This window comes from Acinetobacter sp. UBA6720 (assembly GCF_002454215.1).
Classification (GTDB): Bacteria; Pseudomonadota; Gammaproteobacteria; order Pseudomonadales; family Moraxellaceae; genus Acinetobacter.
Genome location: NZ_DKIK01000145.1, coordinates 1 through 22,756 on the forward strand (window position 1 = coordinate 1; position 22,756 = coordinate 22,756).

Here is a 22,756-nt window from a genome sequence, read left to right on the forward strand (position 1 = left end):
TTATAAAAATTATTATATTGCGCCTTCTTATAATTTTGATTTAGGCGAAAAAGATGAGTTGTCTGTGATAGCGAGCTATCAACATCGTGATTTTATTCGTCAGCAAGGGATTCCTTATAGTAATGGTGCTTATAAAAATTACTCACAGAGTTTGTTTTTTGGCGCGCCGAATTTAAGCAATACGGTTGATGTTTTGCGCTTAGGTTCGAACTATGCACATTATTTTGATAATGGCTGGACCTTTAAGCAAAATTTTGCAGTCACTAAAACCGATGCAGATAATAATCCTGTATTGGCAGCTAGTGGCGCTTTTTTACCAACCTTCAAACGGACGGTGGAAAGACAGATTAAAGATGATGTGAATTTTGCGCTGGATCATAATTTGTCGCGTCATTTCGATTGGGGCAAAACCCAATATGATTTGATGGTTGGTTTGGACATGATGCATGAGCGTAGTGATTATGAACGGAGAAGTTATACAGCAACAACGGATTTTAATGCGGACAATCCTGTTTACACTTCAATGGCAAAGGCGACCAAAACCAAAACGCATCAAATTACAGATACCCAATATATGGGTGTATATCTACGTAATAATTTTAAAATTGATGATCATTGGATCTTGGGATTATCGGGTCGTCATGATTGGACGCAAGTTGAAATTGATAATATTTTAACCAATACAACAACTAAAAATTCAGATAATGCTTTTACGGGTAGTGCTTCGGTGATGTATCAGATTAATGATATGTTTGCCCCTTACGTGAGTTATGCAACCTCCTTCTTACCAGTGAGTGATGCTGGTGCAGATGACACGCTGCTGGACCCAGAAGAAGGGAAACAATATGAAGTTGGTGTGAAGTTCCAAGGGCTGAATCAAAGACTACAAGGTTATGTGGCTTATTATGATTTAACCCGTCAGAATGTTACAGAGCCAGATCCAACAAATACTTATTCTGTACAAATTGGTGAACAAAAGACCAAAGGCTTTGAAACTGAATTATCCGCAGCTTTGACTGATCAATGGAACCTGACCGCAACCTATAGTTATATTCCTACAGCCAAAATCACTGAAAGTGAAACCAGCAGTGATATTGGCAAGCGAATTAACCATGTGCCTAAAAATGCGGCCTCTTTATCAACTCAATATTTCTTTGGTGGTGATCAACTGGGTTGGAATGTTGGTGTAGCTGCAACTTATCAGGGCGAGCGTACAGCACAAAGAGATACCTATTATGTACCGTTATCGAGTTATACACTCTACGACGTCAGTGCAGGTTATGAAGCGAAAAATTGGGGCGCAAAATTCAGCGTAAAAAACCTGTTTGATAAAGAGTATTTAGTTGGAACCACGCCAAATGCACAATTGGTGAGCTGGGGCGATCCACGTACTTTCCGCTTCAGCCTAAATTTCAAATACTAAGCAGAATCACAGCCATCACATTTGGATTCAATAACAGTTGAGTCCAGAGCATGCTTTCCAGTAAGCCTCAATCTTTGATTGAGGCTTACTTCTAAAAACAGTGATATGACCCCGCATTCAAATTTTATAGCATGGCACTAAGTGTTTAGAGAGAAGCGTCATGCTTGCTTTTGTTATTTTTGTTTTTGCTGTCGCAGGTATGATTAAAGGCACCATTGGATTGGGCTTGCCCGCCGTGTCGATGGGACTTTTATCTTTGGTGATTAGCCCATTTCAAGCGGCAACTTTGCTCATAATCCCTTCCATGGTCACGAACGTTTGGCAATTGTTCGCAGAAGGGCGTGTACTGCGACTGCTACAGCGCTTTTGGCCCTTGTTGGTGGGCATGATCATCGGTTCAGTTTGGAGTGTTTTTCCTACGCTCGGACATGGCGAATTTCAAAGTGAAGCGTTGTTGGGCGGAATGCTGGCCATTTATGGTCTATATGGTTTGTTTGCCAAAAACATGCCCAACTTAGCCCCCTATGAAAAATATCTATCGCCGATCATGGGTTATTTGGGTGGTGCTTTGACAGTCGCGACAGGGGTGGTGGTGATTCCTGTGGTGCCGTATTTGCAGTCTTTGCATTTAAAGCGGGATGATTTGGTACAATCGCTTGGCCTTGCCTTTACCGTTTCAACTTTGTGTCTAGCTGCATATTTACATCTGAATCCTGTTGAAGATACCCCAATTGACTATCAATTGTCGTTGATCGCACTACTGCCTGCATTGCTCGGAATGTGGTTGGGCACTAAAATTCGCTACCGCATCCCTGAGCAAGCCTTTCGTAAGGTGTTTTTTGTGGGCTTAGTGCTATTTGGCAGTTATATGGTTTTACATCAATTGGGCTGGCTTTAATGCGCAATGAGTTGATCATGTTGGCTCAAGAGGAATTGACTAAAGCGTTGGTAATCTGCGGGGAGCTGATCAAAATACCGTGTCGCTAGCAGCAACTTGCGGTTGGCCCATTTGCCTAGTAGTTCAATCTGCTGAAAGTCATACTGCACGTTTAAACGCTGTGCTGCCCGTTTGGGAATAATGGCAATGCCGACGCCATTGGCAACGACTTGTGCGATTGCGGCAAAGTTCGGGACCCGTAGCCGATAGTGAATCTCACAGCCTAAGCGTTTGGCTTGAGCCTCGATGGACTGTTGTAGGGAATGGTATGGCATGAGGCCTACAAAAGGATATTGCACTAATTCACCCAGTTCCAGTTGAACCACAGTGGCAAGTGTATGCTGATTCGGACAGATCAGCACCAACGGATCGTCAGCAAATTCTTGGGTTTCAAGTTGTCCTGCATCGAAAAAACTGGAAATCAGTCCCAACTTCGCCGTGCCTATGCTGAGGGCCTGAATAATGTCATTGGTTTCAGCTTCCTTTAATTCGATATGAAGTTTTGGATTTTCCATCAAATACTGTGGCAATAAATGGGGTAAGTATTCACTTTGCGCTGATGAGTTGCACCACAGAATAATGTTACTCGTTGCACTGTGGACAAAGGGCAACATGGCCTGTTGTAATTGTTGCTGCTGTTGTAGCAAATGTTGTGCATGTTCAGCAAAAGTTTGTCCAGCAAGGGTCGCTTTTACCCCTGTTGCATGGCGGGTAAATAAACTGACTTCAAAATGCTGTTCTAATTTTTTAATCCGCTCACTGGCTGCCTGTAAAGAAATGGCGGAACGTTCTGCACCTTTGGTGAGACTGCCTGTACTCAGGATATTGATAAACAATTGCAGATCAAAAAAATCAAGGCGCATGGCAGGCTCAACGCGGAAAAAGTTGCTTTATCTTAGTCCTTTTTGCGTTTTGAGACATCCCTTTAGCAGAGTGGCATATGAAATAGAAGGTAGCGCATCCGACCAAAAAAAAAGCAGCCCGAAGGCTGCGATCAAAAACGAATACTCAAAAAATAAGGCCGATTAATCTTTTTGCCCTAAGCTGAAGAACCAGTTGAGGAACAAAGCTGCAAAGGTTGCAGTACCAATACCGCCCAAGTTAATACTGCCAACTTGTAAGGCAAAATCACCCGTACCTAAAATGATGGTTACCGCAGCCACCATCAGGTTTTTGTTCTGTGAGAAATCGACTTTGTTTTCAATCCAGATTTTTGCACCCGCGATGGTAATCAAGCCAAAGACCACAATCGACGCACCGGTTAAAATTGCAGTCGGAATGGTATGGATAATCGCACCAAACTTTGGGGACAGACCCAAGAAAATGGCAAATACGCCTGCGATGGCAAAAATGATGGTCGAATAAACTCGTGTGACTGCCATGACCCCGATGTTTTCACCATAGGTGGTCATGCCAGGAGCACCTACACCACCTGCTAAAGTCGTTGCAATACCATCAGCAACAAATGCTTTACCAATCTGTGGATCAAGATTTTCACCTGTCATCGCACTTACAGCTTTAATGTGACCTAAGTTTTCCGCCACCAATATCAAAGCAATCGGTGCAATGATCATCATGGCATTGGCATTAAATTCAGGTGCATGGAAAGTCGGCAAACCAAACCAAGCGGCTTGTTGAATTGGGGTAAAATTAATTGCTGTACCATAGCCCATCACATTGGTCACCATGAAGTAGACCAAATAAGACATTAACAGACCAATTAATAACAATAGGCGTTGCAATAAGCCACGAGTAAAGACTGCAATTGAGCCCATACATAACACGGTAACCAGTGCCATCCACATATTAAAGGTATTGCCAGCAACGCCTTTGACTGTAACAGGGGCAAGGTTTAGACCAATGATCATGACTACAGCACCTGTCACTACAGGTGGCATCAGTTTTTCAATCCACTTGGTACCTGTTGTCATAACCATAAAGCCAAACAATGTATAAAGTAGACCACAAGCGATGATCCCGCCACCCGCCATGGCTAAATTTGGATTGAGTGCGCCTGTGCCCGATGCAGTATAGCCCGTTGCAGCGATCACCACGCCAATAAAGGCAAAACTTGAACCCAAATAACTTGGAACACGACCACCCGTCATAATAAAGAACAAGATGGTACAAATCCCTGACATTAAGATGGCAAGATTAGGATCGAAACCCATTAAGAATGGTGCAAGAACTGTTGCACCAAACATAGCAAAGGCATGCTGAACACCTAAAATTGCACTTTGTGAAGCTGGAAGATATTCACTTGTGCCAACAGGGCGTGCATCTATGTTGCCTTCGTACGGGCGCCATTTGGGGAACCAATTGGACATTTTTTGAGCACTCTAAAGATAAATTGTGCACATCATACTCTTGTTTTTTAGAAGATTTAATCAGTGATACAAAAAATTGTTCAAACTAATCTTATGACTTTTCAGAGCTTTTTACCGCATGGTAAAAGTTTTAATTTTTAAAAATAACGATAAATCAAGGCTTAATTGGTAATTTTTGCCAATTATTTATTCATAAATAATTATGATTAGATTGATAAATTTTTTTAACAGGTTTGACCATGCGGTCAATAAAAAAGCACACCATAGTGATGTGCTGTAAATTAAACAGGCTTAAAATTTTAACCAGTATTTCGTAATCCAGCCGCAATGCCTGCAATACTGACCATCAGAGCATGGTCTACAGGTGTATTGGTTTCTTGGCTACTTTCTAAGTAACGGCGACGACGTTTCATTAACTCTGCCTGAAGCAAATGTAGCGGCAATAAATACGGCTTACGTACACGCATGGACTGGTCTAAAACTTCGTTACTGCTCAGTAGTTTCGATTCACCTTTAAGTGCTAACAGGGTTTGCACTGCATATTTTAAACGTTGACGCAGATGTTCCCCAAGCACTTTCAAATCTTCATCATTGGTCAGGTGTGATTCATAATACAGCGCCACATGACCATCCGATTTTGAGAGCACCATTTCCAACATATCAATCAGGGTCTGGAAATACGGCCATGTCGCCAGCATTTCATCCAAGGTCGCTTTATGCCCTTGATCAATCACTTGGTTAATTGCAGCGCCTGTACCGAGCCAAGCTGGTAGCATCAAACGAATCTGTGTCCACGCAAATACCCACGGAATGGCACGTAAAGACTCAATGCCACCACTGACTTTCCGTTTTGCCGGACGTGAGCCAAGCGGCAACATTTGTAGCTCTAGCTCTGGGGTGACTGTGCGTAAATACTTGACGAAGTGCGGGTTTTCTCGCACGGTTTGGCGATACACCTGCACCGACAAATCGGTCATGCTGTGCATCAACTCGCGCCACTCAGGTTTAGGAACAGGTGGTGGAAGTAAAGTGGCTTCTAAAGTAGCAGCGGTATAAATCTCTAAGTTTTGCAGCGCAATACCTTCTAGGCCAAACTTGAAGCGAATCATTTCGCCTTGTTCAGTGACTCGGATGGCACCTGAAATTGAGCCGGGTGGCTGTGAAAACAGGGCTTGTTGTGTTGGTGCACCGCCACGACTGATGGAACCGCCACGACCGTGAAAGAGGGTCAGTTGTACGCCATGCTTTTTCGCAACCGCGGTTAATTCTTCTTGCGCACGGTACTGTGCCCAATTGGCTGACATAAAGCCTGCATCTTTTGCCGAGTCCGAATAGCCAATCATCACTTCATGCTTGCCCTGAATATGCTGTTTATACCAATGCATATTGAATAGGGTATTCATCGTGCTTGCGGCGCCATCCAAGTCTTTCAGTGTTTCAAACAAAGGCACCACACGCAGCGGATGTTGGATCCCGGCTTCTTTTTGCAAAAGTAGTACCGCCAGTACATCACTTGGGTACTCCGCCATCGAAATAATGTAGGCACCTAAACTTTCTTGAGGCTGCGCTGCCAAAGTGCGCATGGTGGCAAACACTTCTTGTACTTCGGGTTGTTCAATTAAGCTTTGTGCAGGCTCATTTAAATGTTTCGGCAACAGCGGACGTTTGCTTTGTAGTTCCTGCAATAAAAAGTTTTGGCGCGCTTGTTCAGTCCACGTTTCAAAATTACCCAGACCTAGATATTCAGTAATCGCGGAAATCGCTTGGCGATGCCGTCCTGACTCTTGGCGAATGTCCAATTTCAGCAGTTCAATCCCGAAACAGTTCACCCGATGGATAAAATCGAGCAGTTTCCCATTGGCAATTTCAGGTAGATTGCTGGCAATTAAAGAGCGATAACACAGTAGTAAAGGCTGTAGCAGTTCATCTTTAGCTTTAATGACACGGCTGTCATCGGCATCGGCACCGCGCAGTTTTTCTGCTAACCAATGGCGCGTAGCTTTTAGCCGTTCGCGAGTATCGCGTAAATATTCACGGTAGGGTTCAGGATGGTCTTGACCCAAGGCTTGACGCAGTTCATCGCTACAGCTTTGAATCGAGAGTTCCCAACGTAAATCTTCAATGTCACGTAAGTACAGATCAGCAGCTTTCCAACGGGATAGCCACAGGACTTCTTGAGTAATATTGTGGGTTACATTTGGGTTGCCGTCACGGTCACCGCCCATCCATGAAGCGAAACGAACAGGTGCAACATGGAGGGGCAGACGTTGCCCACAGTGCTCAATCACCATGTCGTCCAGTTCACGCATGAACTTCGGTACTGCATTCCATAAGGTTTGCTCAATGGTGGTGAAGCCCCATTTTGCCTCATCCACAGGGGTTGGGCGATGTTGACGGATTTCATCGGTCTGCCATGCCGAACAGATCAATTGTTTTAAGTCTTCAAGAACTGTTTGGCGCTCACGTGGGGTGAGTTTCTGCTGATCCATTTTAAAGAGAGCGTTATTGATACCATCATATTTTTGGATCAGGGTTCGGCGACTGACTTCTGTTGGATGAGCAGTCAGCACCAGTTCAATATTTAAATCACAGATTTGCTGAAATAGCGTATCAGTGGGAATGTCATTATTCTTGAATTTTTCAAAGAGGTGGTCGAGCGGATTGGGAGACGGGGTGTTTACATCAAATTCGCTTTGACGACGGCTACGTACAACGTGATATTGTTCAGCAATGTTGGCAAAATTCAAAAAGTGAGTAAAAGCACGAGTCAGTGGGAGAATTTCATCATCTTCAAGACTTAAAAAAAGTTGTTCGAGCTGTTTTTCAGCTTCAACTTGTCCGTCGCGAGCACCTTTGGATAAGGCACGAATTTGCTCGACCTGATTAAACAAATCTTGTCCAGCATGCTCCTTGAGGGTTTCACCCAACAAGTTGCCGAGTAATCGGACATCTTCACGTAGTGGAGCATCAATTTGTTGAATCATGATTATTATTCCCTCGTTGTTCTTAATTTGACTATACCCCGATTCGGTGACAATCCAAGTAGGGGCAGACAAAAGTAGGGGATTAATTGCTGAATTTAGAAACAAATGAAAGACTTATATCGCTGCTCTCTATTGAGTCAATCACATGAATAAGTGACAAATCACTGAATTTGTTATTAAAAAATTCAAAGTCACTCTATTTGCTTTTCGTGTTTTTGTATCGGGTATCTGAATAAAAAAATGCTGATCGCTTCTTGAATGATTTGTTCAGATTGTTCTGCACTAGGAACCTCGTTCATCCCCAATAGCATTTCTTGATGACGATAACCAAAGAGCAAAGACATTAATAAGGTGATGGCATCATTGACTTGTTCAAACTGAAGTACGCCTAGTGTTTGGGCCTGATGAAAAAATTGCTCCCAAATAGTCTGCATTTTAAGATGGGATGCTTTATAGAAGTTATGTAAAAGAGGATTTTGCTCTGCCGCTAGTTGTAATAACAAATGTTCCAGTTTAATTGCTTCGGGCAGGTTAATAATATACATCGACAGCGTACAGATTTGTTTGAGCATAGGTTGGAAGTCTTCTGCACATTGCAATTGAAATGAACGACCCAGCATCAGCTTTTCACAGGTTTCTTCTATGGCACAACTAAACAGGTTGGCTTTATCCTGAAAATGATTATATACCGTCAGTTTAGTGACATGGGCTTCTTTGGCAATCTGATCCATACTGGAGCCATGATAACCATGTTGTAAAAACAACTGACGTGCAACATTCAAAATCCGTTGCCGTTTTTCTAAATCCTTTGGACGTCCTGCTGAAGCTTGCACAAGTGATCCTAAAAAAAAGTTCAAAAAGTCATTTACATCTTAGTCTATCTTTAATTAGTGTACTATGCAGTATATTAATTAAAAAATAACCATGTTGCATCTGGATATTGTGCCTGATGAGCAGGTGATTTTGGAAGAAGAGCAGACTTCAATGAGCAGAATTCAGACCCTTGTGGCAAGTATGATGGTGGTATGTAGTATCACCTTGTGGGGATGCAGCAAAGACACGGCTGAATCAGAACCCATCCCTCTAGTTATGGTGAGCCAACCGAATACCACACATTTAGAACAAAAAAGTTATGCGGGTGAAGTACAAGCCCGCCAACAAACCGCATTGTCGTTTCGTGTTGGGGGGCAAGTTACAGAGCGATTGGTCGATGTGGGGGATCAAGTCAAAGTTGGACAAGTCTTAGCACGCTTAGATGTGCAAGATGCTCAGTTACAGTTAAATTCTGCCAAAGCCCAACTCGAGAGTGCACAAGCGGCTGAGAAAAATGCACAGGATGAACTTAACCGTTTTAAGCAATTATTACCCAGTAATGCGGTCAGTCGTTCACAGTACGACAGCGTTGAAAATCAATATAAAGCAGCACTGTCGAGCTTAAAACAAGCCCAAGCCAATTTTAATGTTACACAAAACCAAACCAGCTATAACCAACTGATTGCCAATAAAAATGGCGTGATTACCGAGCGAAATATTGAAATTGGGCAAGTGATTTCAGCAGGACAGCCCGCTTTTCAACTGGCGATTTCAGGTGATCGCGAAGTCGTGATCGGTGTCCCTGAACAAGCTATTCCTAAAATTACAGTGGGACAGGATGCCGTCGTTACGCTATGGTCTCAGCCCGATCAGCGTTTTGCAGCCTATGTACGTGAAATTTCCCCTGCAGCCGATCAGTCCCGAACCTTTAGTGTCAAAGTGGCGCTGCGTGAAGGGCAAAATGCGATTCAGTTGGGGCAAAGTGCACGCGTATTCTTTAGCTCCACCGAGAGTAATGTGCTGAGTGTGCCGTTAGCCAGTGTTTCAGCGAGTGGGAAAAATGCCTATGTCTGGGTGGTAAACAGCGATAACAGTATTCGTAAGGTGCCTGTGGTTGTTGGCGAGTATGGTCGCGATACGGTCACTATTCGCTCAGGGTTACAGCCAAAAGACTATGTGGTGGTGGGCGGAGTCCATTTACTACGTGAAAAACAGAAAATTAAACCGATTAGCCGTGATAACAAAGCGGTCCAGATTGCGGCAGGGAGTTAAGCATGAACTACAACCTGTCCGAATGGGCACTTAAAAATAAAGGTTTGATCCTCTATTTTATGTTGTTACTCGGGATCATTGGGGTGGTGTCTTATTCCAAACTTGCTCAAAGTGAAGACCCGCCTTTTACCTTTAAAGTCATGGTGGTGCAGACATACTGGCCTGGTGCAACTGCGCGTGAGGTATCGGAACAAGTCACAGATCGTATTGAAAAAGAACTGATGACCACGGGTAAATACGAACGCATTATGGCGTATTCACGACCTGGCGAGTCCATGGTCACTTTTGTAGCACGTGATGCCATGCGCTCGAGTGAAATACCTGATGTTTGGTATGATGTTCGTAAAAAAGTCAATGATATTAAGCATGAACTCCCAGATGGTGTTCAGGGTCCTTTCTTTAACGATGAGTTTGGTGACACTTTCGGTAATATCTATGTATTGACTGGTAAAGACTTTGACTACGCGGTGATGAAAGAATACGCCGATCGTTTGCAGTTACAACTACAACGTGTCAAAGATGTGGCTAAGGTGAACCTTGTTGGTTTACAAGACCAAAAAATTTGGATTGAAATTTCCAACACCAAAGCTGCGCAGTTAGGTATTCCCGTCACAGCTATTCAACAAGCGTTGCAACAGCAAAATACCATGGCCAGTGCAGGCTTCTTTGAAACGAAGTCTGACCGCATTCAACTGAGAGTCACAGGGCAGATTAAAAGCATTGCAGAACTGCAACGTATGCCACTCTTGGTCAATGGAAAAACCATCCAGCTTAGTGACGTTGCTGATGTCTATCGAGGCTTTAGTGAGCCAGCTCAACCCCGTATGCGTTTTATGGGCGAAAATGGTATCGGAATTGCGGTCTCGATGCGCAAAGGTGGCGACATCTTGGCTTTGGGTAAAAACCTAGAGACTGAGTTTTCTAATCTGCAAAAAACCTTACCCCTTGGTATGGAGTTGAAAAAAGTTTCAGATCAGCCCGTTGCGGTGAAGCGCAGTGTCAACGAATTTATGAAAGTGCTTGCAGAAGCGGTCATTATTGTCCTGCTAGTGAGTTTCTTTTCACTGGGTTTCCGTACTGGGCTGGTGGTGGCATTCTCCATTCCACTGGTCTTAGCGATGACCTTTGCAGGCATGAATATTTTTGATGTTGGCTTGCATAAAATTTCGTTGGGGGCTTTGATTTTAGCACTGGGACTGTTGGTTGATGATGCCATTATTGCAGTCGAAATGATGGCCATTAAAATGGAGCAGGGCTATAGTCGGCTACAAGCCGCAGGGCATGCGTGGCGAACCACGGCCTTCCCAATGTTGACGGGAACATTGATTACCGCTGCGGGCTTTTTGCCAATTGCAACAGCAGCTTCAAGTACAGGTGAATACACGCGTTCTATTTTCCAAGTGGTGACCATTGCTTTAATTGTGTCGTGGTTTGCGGCTGTATTGTTTGTACCTTATTTGGGCGACAAATTATTGCCTGATTTCAATAAGGATCTCATCCAAAAAGCACCGTGGTATAGCCGGTTGTGGGCACGATTGCGCAAGCAGCCTGAGCCACAGTCAATGGTGCATCATCCTGGTGAGCAGCATGATCCCTATCAAACCAAGTTCTATCAAGGTTTTCGTCGTTGGGTCAATCTGTGTGTGACTTATCGAAAAACGGTCATTGCGACAACGGTTGGGATCTTTGTGCTCTCGGTGCTCATGTTTAAATTGGTACCACAACAATTCTTCCCGCCTTCGAATCGCGCAGAAATTTTGGTCGATTTAAAACTCGAGGAAGGTGCATCTTTAACCGCAACTGAAAATGCAGTGAAAAAGGTCGAACAGTTCCTATCGAAGCAAAAGGGGATTGATAACTATGTGGCTTATGTGGGCACAGGTTCACCGCGCTTTTATTTACCGCTCGATCAGCAACTGCCACAGGCAAGTTTTGCACAGTTTGTGGTTTTGGCCTCTTCATTGGATGATCGAAATGAAATTCGCAAGTCTTTAGATACACAAATCCGTCAGTTACTGCCAGATGTTCGTACTCGCGTTTCTCTGCTTGAAAATGGGCCACCTGTTGGTTATCCAATCCAGTATCGGGTATCAGGTGAAGATTTGACACAGGTTCGCGCCTGGGCGGACAAAGTAGCTGCGCTCATTGGCACAAACCCGAACACAACGAATGTACACCTTGACTGGGGTGAGCCAAGTAAGGTGATTAGCTTAGAGATTGATCAAGACCGTGCCCGCCAAATGGGGGTGTCTAGTTTAGATTTAGCCAATTTCTTGAACAGTTCTATTTCGGGTGCCACGATTAACCAATACCGTGAAAAGCGAGAACTGATTGAGATCCGCTTACGCGGAGACCAAGCGGAACGGGCTGAAGTAGAGTCCCTTTCCAGTCTGGCTATTCCAACCTCAAGTGGTGGCACAGTGCCACTCGCGCAAATTGCGAAAATTAATTATGGTTTTGAAGATGGATTGATCTGGCACCGTAACCGCTTACCGACCATTACGGTGCGTGCAGATATTCGAACCAAATTACAGCCTGCCACTGTAGTGGATGAAATGGCTGAACAGATGGATCAGCTGCGTGCCGAATTGCCAAATGGTTATTTGGTTGAAGTGGGTGGTACCGTGGAAGAGTCTGCACGTGGTGGTAAATCGGTTGCAGCGGGCATGCCTTTGTTCTTAGCCGTGGTCATGACCTTGCTGATGATTCAACTGCGCAGTATGTCGCGTGCGACAATTGTACTGCTTACCGCACCTTTAGGCTTAATTGGTGTGGTGCTATTCTTGCTGCTGTTCAATAAACCCTTTGGTTTTGTTGCAATGTTAGGCACTATTGCCCTGTCGGGGATGATTATGCGTAACTCGTTGATCTTGATTGATCAGATTGAGCAAGACATTCAAGCAGGGCATGAAACATGGGATGCGATCATTGATGCAACCGTGCGACGCTGTCGTCCGATTGTGCTGACGGCATTGGCGGCTGTCCTTGCCATGATTCCACTGTCCAGAAGTATTTTCTTTGGTCCCATGGCTGTTGCGATTATGGGTGGATTGATTGTAGCGACGCTATTAACCCTGTTCTTTTTACCTGCCTTGTATGCGCAGTGGTTTAAAGTAAAAAAAATTAGCCATAAGCTGTAAATTTATGCCAATATCAGGTGCGAAACATTGAAAATTTCAATATAGTAGCACCTGAAATTTATGGCATTTTTATAAAGCAGTTTTTGCTACACATTACAAAACGAACGATGTAGCAAATGGGGTTAAACGCATGATGCAAGACAATATTACCAAGTATCGCCGCTCTATAGCGATTTCTTATGTCTTCATGTTTTTAGCTTTGTTTACTGTGATTAGTGGCGCATTTTCATATTGGTATGCACGGAAAGTCACGCAGATTGATCACGCTGAGGTCTGGTTACAAGCCCAAGCCCTTTGGGTGATGCGTAATATTGTGATTTATAGCATCTTGGCTTTGTTTGCAGCATTGTGGTTTATTCCGCTCATGTTTTTCACTTGGGACAGCGCATTGTGGGTCACCGCATGTACTGTTGCAGGTGTCGTTTTTAGCTGTATTGCATTTCTTTTTCTTTTAAATGCATGGTTTAAAGGCTTCTCTAAATTTTTGAAAAATAAGGCTGTTTTCTAAACATACTGATTTTTTTTCAAACATCCCCTTGTAAAACTTGGTTTGACCCCCAATTTCAGACCACAGCCCAGTATTAAATAAATTCCGTGAGGAGCATCGCCAGACATGGCTAAACGTGATTATTATGAGGTTTTAGGTGTTGCTAAAACCGCTAGTGATGATGAAATTAAAAAAGCCTACCGTAAGTTGGCGATGAAATATCATCCAGATCGTAACCCTGATAATGCCGAAGCTGAAGAGAAGTTCAAAGAAGCTGCTGAAGCTTATGAAATTTTGTCGGATAGCGAAAAGCGCAGCATGTATGACCGTATGGGGCATCAAGCCTTTGAAGGTGGTATGGGCGGCGGCGGTGGCTTCGGTGGTGGTTTCAGCGCAGAAGATATCTTTAGTCAATTTGGTGACATTTTCGGTGGCGCATTTGGTGGTGGCGGTGGTCGTGGCCAACAGCGTGCGCGCCGTGGTTCTGACTTACGTTATGTAATGGAACTGACCTTGGAAGAAGCAGTAAAAGGAGTGAAGAAAACCATTACTTTTACTGCACCAGCACCGTGTGAAACGTGTGATGGCAAAGGTTCTAAAAACCCGAATGATGTTGAAACCTGTAAAACCTGTCATGGTGCAGGTCAGGTTCGCATGCAACAAGGTTTCTTCTCTGTACAGCAGACTTGTAGCACTTGTCGTGGTCAGGGCAAGATCATTAAAAACCCGTGTAATACTTGTCATGGTTCAGGTGTTAAAGACCGTCAACAAACCCTTGAAGTGACGATTCCTGCGGGCGTCGACAATGGTGACCGCGTTCGTTTAACGGGTAAAGGTGAAGCGATTCGTGACGGTCAGTCAGGTGACTTGTACGTAGAAGTGGTCGTGCGTGAACACGAAATCTTCCAACGTGATGGTGCAGACCTGTATATGGATGTGCCTGTAAGCATTGCCGATGCTGCTTTGGGTAAAGAAATTGAAATCCCGACACTCGAAGGTCGCGTGAGTTTGAAAATTCCTGAAGGTACACAAACGGGTAAAATGTTCCGTTTACGTGGCAAAGGGGTTAAACCTGTACGTACCAGTATGCAAGGTGACTTACTCTGCCGTATCGTGATCGAAACGCCAGTCAACTTAACAGCACGTCAACGTGAGTTGTTAAAAGAGTTGCAAGAAACTCTGGATGGAGATGATCACAAATCATCACCGAAGAAAAAGTCTTTCTTTGACCGTCTGTTTGACTGATAAAACGTCATATCGGTTAAATAAGATTGAAAAGAGCGGGAAAATTTTCCCGCTTTTTTATGTTACTGCACTTCTGTTGGAAGTTCAGGTTGATCAATCTGATCTACAGAGACGGTCTCTTCAACAGGTGCAACAGATGGCGCTTGTTGTTCAGTATTGACCTTTGGGTGTGTACTGGTGCTAATTTTGACTTGTGACAAACTTTCCAAAGTGTCGCCTGCTTGAACAGCAGGTTCAGCCTGAACATTTGCCAGACAGCCCCCAAACGCGATCGCTAGAAAAAGTACCTTTGCTTTCATTCTATTTTCCTCATTTTAAAGTTGTTTTTTAACGCGAACCTAGTCTGCGTAATATTGATTGCAAATTTGTGAAAATGACGAGAAATGATGTTTGAAAATAAAGCGATTTTTTCGATGAAAATGGCTAACAAAACTTAGTCTGGGCAATGAGTTTTGCTATAGTAAGAACAATTTTGAAGCTACATTAGGAATATATTATGTCAGCAGCTCCACGCATTGGTGTCTTGGGTGCAGGCGGTCGTATGGGTCGCATCCTTATTCAAGCGGTAAACGAAGCAGGCTATCAATTGGCTGCAGCCGTTGAACGTCCTGAAAGTTCATTGATTGGTGCAGATGCAGGTGAGCTTGCAGGAATTGGTAGCCTTGGGGTGAAGGTGGTGGGTAGCCTAGAAGCGGTAGTGAAAGAGTGTGATGTGGTGATTGATTTCACTGCACCAGTAGCGACTGTTCAACATTTAAAAATTTGTCGTGAAGCGGGTGTAGCCATTGTGATTGGTACTACTGGCATGAATGACGAACAAAAAGCCTATTTGGATGACTCTGCGACTCAAACACCTGTGGTGTATGCAGCCAATTATTCTGTGGGTGTCAACGTTTCGATTAAACTGTTGGAATTGGCTTCTAAAGTCTTTGGTGACACCGTGGATATTGAAGTGATTGAAGCACATCACCGTCATAAAGTCGATGCGCCATCAGGCACAGCGCTGATGATGGGTGAAGCGATTGCTGGAGCTTTAGGGCGTGACTTGAAAACGGATGCAGTATACTGCCGTGAAGGTCATACAGGGCCTCGTGAGCGTCAAAGCATTGGCTTCCAAACTATTCGTGGTGGCGATATTGTCGGTGAACATACCGCGATGTTTATTGCCGATGGCGAGCGTGTTGAAATTACCCATAAAGCGACCAACCGAATGAACTTTGCTTCAGGTGCCGTACGCGCTGCGGCTTGGGTCATCGGGCGTGAAGCAGGTAAATATGATATGAAAGATGTGTTAGGTTTTAACGATATCCAAGTATAAAACCAGTTTCATTCGTAATAAAAACAAGATAAAAACGAAAATAAGACGAAGAATAGAATGAAAAAAGTCATGTATATGGCTTGTGTTGTTGCCTTAATGAGCACAGCACAAGCCAAGCCTATGGATCAAGCCAAACTGAGTATTCATAAAAATAATATTAAAGTTTGGACTTATCAAAATGCACAAAACCCCGTTTTTTTATATAAGGCTGAAACCACGTTTGATGTGCCGATTGAAAAAGCCGTTTCACTGATTTTGGATGTAGATCACGCAGTGAAATGGGTACCGTATATGGGCAGTGTCAAAGTTTTGTCCCGCGATGATAAAAAAGGTGAATTCCAGTTGTATATGGTGCTCGACTTTCCTTTTCCTTTAAAAGATCGCGACTTGGTGGTGCAAGGCAAAATGATCAAGGACAGTCAGGGGGTGATAAGTATTAAAAACAAAGCCATTGATAAAAATATTCTGAAAAATCCAGACTATGTACGCTTAAACCACTATGAAGGCGATTGGACTTTCCAAAAACTCGGACCAAACAAAGTGAGAGTTTCCACTTCGGGTTATGCCAATCCTGAAGGCTCGATTCCACTGAGTATCGTGAACATGTTCGTCCAACAGCAGCCTTATCAAATGCTACAAAAAATGAAAAAGCAATTGCAGGAACAGCGTGATCTGCCTGTGCAGTTACCTGTGGCTTTACGTTAGAACTGCTGAAAGCCTGCACTGCGGTACAGGCAATTGATTTTGATGGTGGTTTTATTTAGGCTGTTGGTAAGCAGTCAGTTGCTGTAAAGTTGACGCCTGAGGTAAATCTAGGTGCATTAAACTCAGCATGACATGTCCTTCACCAGCAAGTGAGATTTTGAAATGTTTGGCACTGCTTTGATCACATTGAAATTCTAAATGTTTCTTGTTGGGTAAATTTATCTGCATTTGTCGTTCATCGTTCAACCGATATTCATAGGTTCGCTGTGTTGCTGTTTCCGTCAAGCTCGGCTGTAAACTTAAAAATTGGTAGTCATTTAAGTTCTGTGTTTTGAGAAACCCTTCAATGAGCGCTTTACAAATAAAGTGCTGTTGCTGTACTTGCTGTGAAACCTTTTGTGGTTGGCATGCAGATAAATTCAATACACAAAATAAAGAGATCATTATTTTTTTCATAAAGGCACCTATTGACGTTCGTTGACGGATGACAGGAGCATAATTCTGTGCGCATAATGGATACAGATACATAAAAGTTAAAAAAATAGGTACAGATGAATGGCATTCCAGTATCAAAGCTTGGCTGCACAGTTACTTGAAAAAATTCAAAATGCTGAATTACCCGCAGGGCAGAAGCTGTTATCGTTACGCCAGTTTGCCAACTTACAAAAGGTCAGCTTAAATACTGCCAAAAGTTGTTATGAACTGCTCGAATCGCAGGGCTATATTCATGTAAAAAATAAATCAGGCTATTTTGTCAGCTATCAGAAAAAATCCAGTCCCTCTATTCCTGTGCCACAGCATCCAGACTTTCAGTCCCAAGAGCGTGAGATCTCAAATTTAGAACTGCAACTTGAAATTCAACAGTCTTCTATTAACAGTCGTCTCATTCATTTGGGTGCTATTCAGCTTTCGCCTAAACATGTGCCTGTAGAAGCACTCCGCCGTTCAATCCAACGTGCACTAAAGCATAGCCAACCTGAAGACTTTTTATATAGTGATAAGCAAGGTCATATTCGCCTAAGACAAGCTTTGTCGGAGCATTGGGCTGAAGATGGTTTTTACATTTCGCAGGATGATATTTACATCAGCAATGGCTGTATGCCTGCATTGTCGGTAATCATTCAAAACTTAAGCCAAGAAGGGGACAGCGTGATTGTCCCAACACCGAATTTTAATGGTCAGCTGCAAATGTTGGCTGGCTTAAAGCGAAAAATCATTGAAATTCCAGCCGATACTCAAGGTTTTGATTTGGAACGTTTAGAGCAAGTCATGCAAAGTTCAGGCGCAAAAGCATGCTTACTTACGGCCAATTATCAAAATCCCTTGGGGTTTTGCCTAAGCAATGCGGAAAAAGAAAAAATTGCACAACTGGCGGCACGTTATCAATGCTATGTAATTGAAGATGATATTTATGGTGAGTGTAGTTTCAGCTCGAGTCGTCCGCTGCCGATTAAATATTGGGATCAGCAGGGTTATGTGATTTTCTGTGGTTCGGTTTCCAAGTCACTTTCAACTGCGTATCGGGTAGGTTGGTTCTGTATTCCGCAGCGCTTAGCGCATTTGAAGGCTACTTTGCTGATGCAAAATATCACCGTGAATACACCTTTGCAGTTGGCGCTGGCTGACCTGATTTATAGCCGTGCCTATCGCGAACATTTACAGCAGCTTAAACCGATTTTGAAACAGCAAGTTGAACAATATCGACACATGATCATGCATGCCTTTGACGGGGTAGAGTTACGGATCAATCAGCCCTTGGGAGGATATGCGCTATGGCTACAACTTCCCGAAAGTATTGATGGTTTAGACATGTACTATTTTGCGCAACAACATGGTATCAATATTGTGCCCGGAGAGGTTTTTGGAGAAGGGCAGCGTTATAAAAACTGTATCCGTCTCAATGCTGGACATGAACTTTCAGTAGATATTCGGGAGGCCGTTAGCTTGTTGGCCGATTGGGTCAAGGCGCAAATTAATCGTTCGGTAGGGGTTAAACAAGCGGTCTAAAAAGCGCCTCTTTTGAGGCGCTCATCGTTTAAAAGTCGGCTTTGAGGACAATACGATAACGTGCTTGTCCTGAATGTAAACGTTCCAGCGCTTCATTTAACTGCGACATGGGATACAGTTCAATTTGTGGCGCAATATTTTTACGTGCAGCGAACTTGAGGAGTTGGCGTAATGCCGCAGGAGATCCTGTCGGTGAACCTGTGATAGATTTGGCTCCACCAATTAGACTACCCGCAGAAATTTGCATCGGTTCTAAGGGCAGTCCCAACATATGTACCGTACCATTCGGAGCAAGTGTTGCTAAATATGCTTGCCAATTGAGCGTGACATTCACCGTACTGAGCAACAGATCGAATTTGCCTCTTTGTGCTTTAAGTGCATCCACATCTCGGCTATTTACGACATGGTCTGCCCCCATAGCTTTGAGCTCTTCAGCTTTGTCTAAATTGGACGTGAATGCCGTAATTTCACAGCCCCATCCTTTCAGAAGCTTAATCGCCATATGGCCAAGCCCACCAATGCCAATCACACCAACATGGTGAATAGCTTGAATTTGGTGCTTTAAAATTGGATCAAAAACAGTAATCCCGCCACACAGCAAAGGCCCTGCTGACTCAGGGTCCAGATCTTCAGGTAAGGGAATAATCCACTGCCAACCTGCCCGAACTTTGTTGGCAAAACCACCTGCATGACCTACGATGGTTGCTGTTGAACCGCCTGTACAGAGCACCTGCTGCCCCGACACACATGGGTCACAGTGTTGACAACTTTCAGCGGTCCAACCGATACCTACGCGTTGCCCCAGTTTTAAGCCTTTGGCCTCTGAGCCTAAGCGAATGATAGTACCAATAATTTCATGGCCTGCAACCACAGGGTAGACCGATGAATTCCAGTCATTATTGATGACCGAAACATCAGAATGACACAGTCCACAATATTCCACCTGCACTTCAACTTGATGTGCTTGCAGTTCGCCTGCATCGAATTGATAGGGTTGTAAGGCCTCGCCTGCTTGCATCGCCGCATAGGCACGAATGGTGTTGTCAGTCATATTCGGTGTCCTTATTTATCGTTTGAGATGGTTTTATTTAAAATGACAGCCATTTTCATGATCATTGACCATGCCGACCGCTTGCATAAAGGCATAACAGGTGGTCGGGCCAACAAACTTGAAGCCCTGTTTTTTCAGTGCTTTTGACATGCTTTGGCTTTGAGGTGTTTGTGCAGGTGCTGTGCGGTAGTCAGGAACATCATTGTTGATGGCATGTTGCTCGACAAAGTTCCAGAGCCATTCCACAGGGTTGATGCCTTGTTGTTTCAGTGCAACCCATGCAATCGCATTGTCACGAATCGCAGTGAGTTTTCCGATATGCCGGATTAGCCCTGCGTCTTGGACTTTAGTGGCTAAGTCTGCTTCGCTAAAACTTGCAATTTGCTCGATGGAATGCTGGAAAAAATGGCGATGATAGTGTTCACGTTTTTTCAGGACGGTAATCCATGACAGCCCCGCTTGTTGACCTTCGAGGCAGAGCATCGCAAAGAGCTGCTTTTCATCATGTAGTGGTTTACCCCACTCATGATCATGGTAGTCGATGTAGAGCGGGTCTGAGGAGCACCATCCGCAGCGTTGAGTGGTCATCTGGAAATGCTCCTTTTTTATTTATAGGGTAAACGTTGCCCATTGGTCGAGTTGATTATCCCAATAAAATAATTGGGCGTGTTCGAGCTCGGAGAAGTTAATCCAAACATCTTTTCCGGTCTTTTCTGCAAATCCAGTGCTGATTAAGAGTGCATCTTCAGTAATTTCCATGATCCAGCCTTGGTGGCTTTGTCCTGCCAAGATAATTTTTTGTTGATTGCCTGATTCAGCAAATTCGACCAGACGGTTGATCAACGCTTCTGACATGAAAAATTCCTAAAGTTAACGTAAATAAGGATAGGGATTTACTGCACCACGACCTTTGCCTTGTAAATACAGTCCATAATGTAAATGTGGGGCGGTGTATCGTGCATTGCCTGTATTGCCAACATAGCCAATCACATCGCCTTTTTTAACATAGTCTCCGACCTTTAAACCACGTTTATGATCATCAAGGTGAGCATAATAATGCCATGTGCCAGCGGGTCCCATAATCCAAACCACTTTACCACCCAAATTGTTATTACGTAAGTCCGCGACTAGGCCTTCTGTGGCGGAAAAAACTTTGGTTCCCTTTGGTGCCAAAATGTCGATGCCTTCATGCGTTCGTCCACTGCTGCGTGAGGCACCCCAAGTGTCTTTGAGCGCATGACGTTTGATGCCCTGAACTGGTACCGGGAATTGTTGGGCTAAACGCATATTTTTAAGCTGCTGAACTTGAGCTGCGGGTAATTGGCTACCGCTGGGCACAGGGGGGGTGGTACGACAAGCAGCAAGTAAAAGGAGAAGAATACTTAGACTGCTCATGGCAGAAATGCGAGGCAAACAATAACGCACGAACAATCCTTTCTTATCTCTGTGATCTCATTTTAAAGTGAGATAATTTTAAGTTTTATCATCAATCAAATTGATGACATCACTATGTCACAGTTGAATTGCTGAGATCAATTTTTTCATGGCGGTTGGGATGCCCATTTCTGTGACATTTTGTACATCGAACCACATGCCTGCCAGTTCAATACTTAAATGTTCGAGTTGATCGGCATCGACTTCAAAGCAAAGTGCTTCCAGTTGCCAAGTGAAATGGGTGAAACTATGCGAAATTTCAGCGCGTTGCGAGACTTGTTTTAATCCTAGACTTTGGCACAGTTGCGTGAGTGCATCACAGTTTTCAAAAATAGGTAAACACCATAAACCGCCCCACAGTCCACTATTGGGGCGTTGTTGCCACAGCCATTGATTGTGATGACGCAGCACCAATACTTGAGCCGACTTTATTGGGACAACTTTTTTGGGTTTTTTAAAGGGTAATTCCGTTTCTAGCCCTTGTGCATGGGCCTTACAGTGTTGCTGCATGGGACAGTAGAGGCACAACGGTTTTTTCGGTGTACAGACGGTTGCCCCCAAATCCATGATGGCTTGGGTGTAGTCATGGTTACGTTCATTTGGGCAAAGTTCGTCAGCCAGTTGCCACATGCTACGCTCATGCGCGGGTTTACTCAGGTCGTCATCAATAGCAAAAAAACGTGCGAGAACGCGCTTTACATTACCATCCATAATGACGCCGTACTGACGTAAACCCAAAGACATCAGTGCCCCTGCGGTAGAGGGTCCAATACCGGGCAGTTCAATCCATCCTTCCAAGGTTTGAGGAAAAGCACCATGGCGTGCCACAATACCCGCCGCTTTATGCAGATTACGCGCGCGTGCGTAGTAGCCGAGACCTGCCCAGTAAGGTGCGACCTCATCCCATGATGCTGTCCCTAAAGTTTCAACCGTTGGAAAGCGTTCGATAAAACGCTCGAAATATTGCAGTACGGTTTTGACTTGGGTCTGTTGTAGCATAATTTCAGACACCCAAACTTTGTAGGGGTCATCGGCCACTTGCCATGGTAGGTCATGTCGACCATGAACATCGAACCAAGTCAGTAACGCATCTGAAAAAGAGAAAGGAGACATCTGAAGCACAAACAAAAAATTCGACTTAGTATAACGGAATGTCTTTTATACGCATGTATTTTGCCCATAAAAAATGGCGCCGAAGCGCCATTGATCGAATGAGCATTTAGTCGTGTGTCATGCCCCAGCGTGCATCGAGTTTGAGTTCTTGGTCTTTATAGCGCGGAATAATATGAATATGTAGGTGTTCAGACACATTTCCAAATATTTCACCGTCATTAAAACCAATATGAAAGCCTGAAGGTTGATGACGCAATTGGAGTTCATTACGTGCCAGTTCTAACAAAGACATTAAGCTCTTACGTTCTTTGTCAGTGATATCAAAGAATGAACTGATATGGCGTAGAGGGATAATGACGCAATGACCTTTAGAGAGCGCATTGGGTTCGGGTAAAATCACCCCAAACTCGTTTTTATCAAGCACATCAAATTCATCAAAATTACAATATTGGCATTGGGTCTCAGTCATTGTTATCTCCTCTAAAATCTAATTATCTATC

At 43.9% G+C, this 22,756-nt stretch carries 21 protein-coding genes; 9 read left to right on the top strand and 12 right to left on the bottom strand.

The features are described from left to right. Positions 1 to 1,423, top strand: a 1,423-nt coding sequence (locus tag B4F08_RS12750; protein ID WP_291374590.1) for a TonB-dependent siderophore receptor, incomplete at its 5' end; no start/stop codon positions are given. A 160-nt stretch (positions 1,424 to 1,583) separates the two neighbouring features. Continuing rightward, the gene (locus tag B4F08_RS12755; RefSeq protein WP_086210366.1) at positions 1,584 to 2,321 is read left to right on the top strand and encodes a sulfite exporter TauE/SafE family protein; all 738 of its coding nucleotides are present in this window, start codon (positions 1,584 to 1,586) and stop codon (positions 2,319 to 2,321) included. Here B4F08_RS12755 and B4F08_RS12760 read toward each other — a convergent pair. The 4 genes from B4F08_RS12760 to B4F08_RS12775 form a co-directional block, all read right to left on the bottom strand. Further along, entirely contained in the window at positions 2,318 to 3,223 is a 906-nt protein-coding gene (locus B4F08_RS12760; RefSeq protein WP_291374591.1) for a LysR family transcriptional regulator, read from the bottom strand. The two genes, B4F08_RS12755 and B4F08_RS12760, sit on opposite strands and share 4 nt — an antisense overlap. Positions 3,224 to 3,385: 162 nt before the next feature. Beyond that, the gene (locus B4F08_RS12765; protein WP_291374593.1) at positions 3,386 to 4,687 is read right to left on the bottom strand and encodes a solute carrier family 23 protein; all 1,302 of its coding nucleotides are present in this window, start codon (positions 4,685 to 4,687) and stop codon (positions 3,386 to 3,388) included. 299 nt (positions 4,688 to 4,986) lie between these two features. After that, positions 4,987 to 7,671, bottom strand: coding sequence for a phosphoenolpyruvate carboxylase (gene ppc, locus B4F08_RS12770; RefSeq protein ID WP_110974715.1), 2,685 nt, complete (start codon positions 7,669 to 7,671; stop codon positions 4,987 to 4,989). Positions 7,672 to 7,862: 191 nt separating this feature from the next. Continuing rightward, on the bottom strand, positions 7,863 to 8,504 hold the full coding sequence (locus B4F08_RS12775) for a TetR/AcrR family transcriptional regulator (RefSeq protein ID WP_291374595.1): 642 nt from the start codon (positions 8,502 to 8,504) through the stop codon (positions 7,863 to 7,865). Between the two features lie 151 nt (positions 8,505 to 8,655). Here B4F08_RS12775 and B4F08_RS12780 point away from each other — a divergent pair, with 151 nt between their 5' ends. From B4F08_RS12780 to dnaJ, 4 genes are all read left to right on the top strand, one after another. Continuing rightward, positions 8,656 to 9,756, top strand: coding sequence for an efflux RND transporter periplasmic adaptor subunit (locus B4F08_RS12780; protein WP_086210386.1), 1,101 nt, complete (start codon positions 8,656 to 8,658; stop codon positions 9,754 to 9,756). Between the two features lie 2 nt (positions 9,757 to 9,758). Continuing rightward, positions 9,759 to 12,896 (top strand): efflux RND transporter permease subunit, encoded by a 3,138-nt coding sequence (locus tag B4F08_RS12785; protein WP_291374596.1) that lies wholly within the window; start codon positions 9,759 to 9,761, stop codon positions 12,894 to 12,896. A gap of 130 nt (positions 12,897 to 13,026) precedes the next feature. Beyond that, positions 13,027 to 13,404 carry a hypothetical protein gene (locus tag B4F08_RS12790; RefSeq protein ID WP_086210360.1) on the top strand — a complete coding sequence of 126 codons (378 nt, stop codon included), beginning with the start codon at positions 13,027 to 13,029 and terminating at the stop codon, positions 13,402 to 13,404. A gap of 105 nt (positions 13,405 to 13,509) precedes the next feature. Beyond that, positions 13,510 to 14,628 (top strand): molecular chaperone DnaJ, encoded by a 1,119-nt coding sequence (gene dnaJ / locus B4F08_RS12795; protein ID WP_086210359.1) that lies wholly within the window; start codon positions 13,510 to 13,512, stop codon positions 14,626 to 14,628. Positions 14,629 to 14,690: 62 nt separating this feature from the next. Here dnaJ and B4F08_RS12800 read toward each other — a convergent pair whose 3' ends face one another. Continuing rightward, positions 14,691 to 14,927 carry a hypothetical protein gene (locus tag B4F08_RS12800; RefSeq protein WP_110974713.1) on the bottom strand — a complete coding sequence of 79 codons (237 nt, stop codon included), beginning with the start codon at positions 14,925 to 14,927 and terminating at the stop codon, positions 14,691 to 14,693. 197 nt (positions 14,928 to 15,124) lie between these two features. Between B4F08_RS12800 and dapB the strand changes: the two genes are divergently transcribed. Further along, entirely contained in the window at positions 15,125 to 15,946 is an 822-nt protein-coding gene (dapB, locus tag B4F08_RS12805) for a 4-hydroxy-tetrahydrodipicolinate reductase (RefSeq protein WP_086210357.1), read from the top strand. Positions 15,947 to 16,003: 57 nt separating this feature from the next. Further along, complete coding sequence (locus B4F08_RS12810) at positions 16,004 to 16,651, top strand: START domain-containing protein (protein ID WP_086210356.1); 648 nt, start codon at positions 16,004 to 16,006, stop codon at positions 16,649 to 16,651. Between the two features lie 51 nt (positions 16,652 to 16,702). Here the strand turns inward: B4F08_RS12810 and B4F08_RS12815 are convergent, their stop codons facing one another. Further along, positions 16,703 to 17,107, bottom strand: coding sequence for a hypothetical protein (locus B4F08_RS12815; protein WP_086210355.1), 405 nt, complete (start codon positions 17,105 to 17,107; stop codon positions 16,703 to 16,705). Positions 17,108 to 17,206: 99 nt separating this feature from the next. Here B4F08_RS12815 and B4F08_RS12820 point away from each other — a divergent pair, with 99 nt between their 5' ends. After that, complete coding sequence (locus tag B4F08_RS12820; RefSeq protein WP_291374601.1) at positions 17,207 to 18,658, top strand: PLP-dependent aminotransferase family protein; 1,452 nt, start codon at positions 17,207 to 17,209, stop codon at positions 18,656 to 18,658. Positions 18,659 to 18,686: 28 nt separating this feature from the next. Here B4F08_RS12820 and ahr read toward each other — a convergent pair whose 3' ends face one another. The 6 genes from ahr to B4F08_RS12850 form a co-directional block, all read right to left on the bottom strand. Beyond that, complete coding sequence (gene ahr / locus B4F08_RS12825; RefSeq protein ID WP_086210353.1) at positions 18,687 to 19,709, bottom strand: NADPH-dependent aldehyde reductase Ahr; 1,023 nt, start codon at positions 19,707 to 19,709, stop codon at positions 18,687 to 18,689. 33 nt (positions 19,710 to 19,742) lie between these two features. After that, the gene (locus B4F08_RS12830) at positions 19,743 to 20,297 is read right to left on the bottom strand and encodes a DNA-3-methyladenine glycosylase I (protein ID WP_119063347.1); all 555 of its coding nucleotides are present in this window, start codon (positions 20,295 to 20,297) and stop codon (positions 19,743 to 19,745) included. A 21-nt stretch (positions 20,298 to 20,318) separates the two neighbouring features. Then, entirely contained in the window at positions 20,319 to 20,564 is a 246-nt protein-coding gene (locus tag B4F08_RS12835) for a hypothetical protein (protein ID WP_086210351.1), read from the bottom strand. Positions 20,565 to 20,579: 15 nt separating this feature from the next. Continuing rightward, positions 20,580 to 21,104, bottom strand: coding sequence for a M23 family metallopeptidase (locus B4F08_RS12840; protein WP_086210385.1), 525 nt, complete (start codon positions 21,102 to 21,104; stop codon positions 20,580 to 20,582). A 117-nt stretch (positions 21,105 to 21,221) separates the two neighbouring features. Beyond that, the gene (gene mutY / locus B4F08_RS12845) at positions 21,222 to 22,256 is read right to left on the bottom strand and encodes an A/G-specific adenine glycosylase (RefSeq protein ID WP_291374603.1); all 1,035 of its coding nucleotides are present in this window, start codon (positions 22,254 to 22,256) and stop codon (positions 21,222 to 21,224) included. Between the two features lie 106 nt (positions 22,257 to 22,362). Further along, positions 22,363 to 22,725, bottom strand: coding sequence for an HIT family protein (locus B4F08_RS12850; protein ID WP_086210349.1), 363 nt, complete (start codon positions 22,723 to 22,725; stop codon positions 22,363 to 22,365). Positions 22,726 to 22,756: the final 31 nt, after the last annotated feature.

Excerpts from the sequence above, each read along its gene's own strand:
- B4F08_RS12755 (WP_086210366.1), top strand. The coding sequence starts at position 1,584 with ATGCTTGCTTTTGTTATTTTTGTTTTTGCTGTCGCAGGTATGATTAAA.
- B4F08_RS12835 (WP_086210351.1), bottom strand. The coding sequence starts at position 20,564 with ATGTCAGAAGCGTTGATCAACCGTCTGGTCGAATTTGCTGAATCAGGC.
- dnaJ (WP_086210359.1), top strand. The coding sequence starts at position 13,510 with ATGGCTAAACGTGATTATTATGAGGTTTTAGGTGTTGCTAAAACCGCT.
- B4F08_RS12790 (WP_086210360.1), top strand. The coding sequence starts at position 13,027 with ATGATGCAAGACAATATTACCAAGTATCGCCGCTCTATAGCGATTTCT.
- B4F08_RS12830 (WP_119063347.1), bottom strand. The coding sequence starts at position 20,297 with ATGACCACTCAACGCTGCGGATGGTGCTCCTCAGACCCGCTCTACATC.
- B4F08_RS12765 (WP_291374593.1), bottom strand. The coding sequence starts at position 4,687 with ATGTCCAATTGGTTCCCCAAATGGCGCCCGTACGAAGGCAACATAGAT.
- B4F08_RS12840 (WP_086210385.1), bottom strand. The coding sequence starts at position 21,104 with ATGAGCAGTCTAAGTATTCTTCTCCTTTTACTTGCTGCTTGTCGTACC.
- B4F08_RS12800 (WP_110974713.1), bottom strand. The coding sequence starts at position 14,927 with ATGAAAGCAAAGGTACTTTTTCTAGCGATCGCGTTTGGGGGCTGTCTG.
- ahr (WP_086210353.1), bottom strand. The coding sequence starts at position 19,709 with ATGACTGACAACACCATTCGTGCCTATGCGGCGATGCAAGCAGGCGAG.
- B4F08_RS12760 (WP_291374591.1), bottom strand. The coding sequence starts at position 3,223 with ATGCGCCTTGATTTTTTTGATCTGCAATTGTTTATCAATATCCTGAGT.
- B4F08_RS12810 (WP_086210356.1), top strand. The coding sequence starts at position 16,004 with ATGAAAAAAGTCATGTATATGGCTTGTGTTGTTGCCTTAATGAGCACA.
- B4F08_RS12850 (WP_086210349.1), bottom strand. The coding sequence starts at position 22,725 with ATGACTGAGACCCAATGCCAATATTGTAATTTTGATGAATTTGATGTG.
- B4F08_RS12785 (WP_291374596.1), top strand. The coding sequence starts at position 9,759 with ATGAACTACAACCTGTCCGAATGGGCACTTAAAAATAAAGGTTTGATC.
- B4F08_RS12820 (WP_291374601.1), top strand. The coding sequence starts at position 17,207 with ATGGCATTCCAGTATCAAAGCTTGGCTGCACAGTTACTTGAAAAAATT.
- ppc (WP_110974715.1), bottom strand. The coding sequence starts at position 7,671 with ATGATTCAACAAATTGATGCTCCACTACGTGAAGATGTCCGATTACTC.
- B4F08_RS12780 (WP_086210386.1), top strand. The coding sequence starts at position 8,656 with ATGAGCAGAATTCAGACCCTTGTGGCAAGTATGATGGTGGTATGTAGT.
- dapB (WP_086210357.1), top strand. The coding sequence starts at position 15,125 with ATGTCAGCAGCTCCACGCATTGGTGTCTTGGGTGCAGGCGGTCGTATG.
- mutY (WP_291374603.1), bottom strand. The coding sequence starts at position 22,256 with ATGTCTCCTTTCTCTTTTTCAGATGCGTTACTGACTTGGTTCGATGTT.
- B4F08_RS12815 (WP_086210355.1), bottom strand. The coding sequence starts at position 17,107 with ATGAAAAAAATAATGATCTCTTTATTTTGTGTATTGAATTTATCTGCA.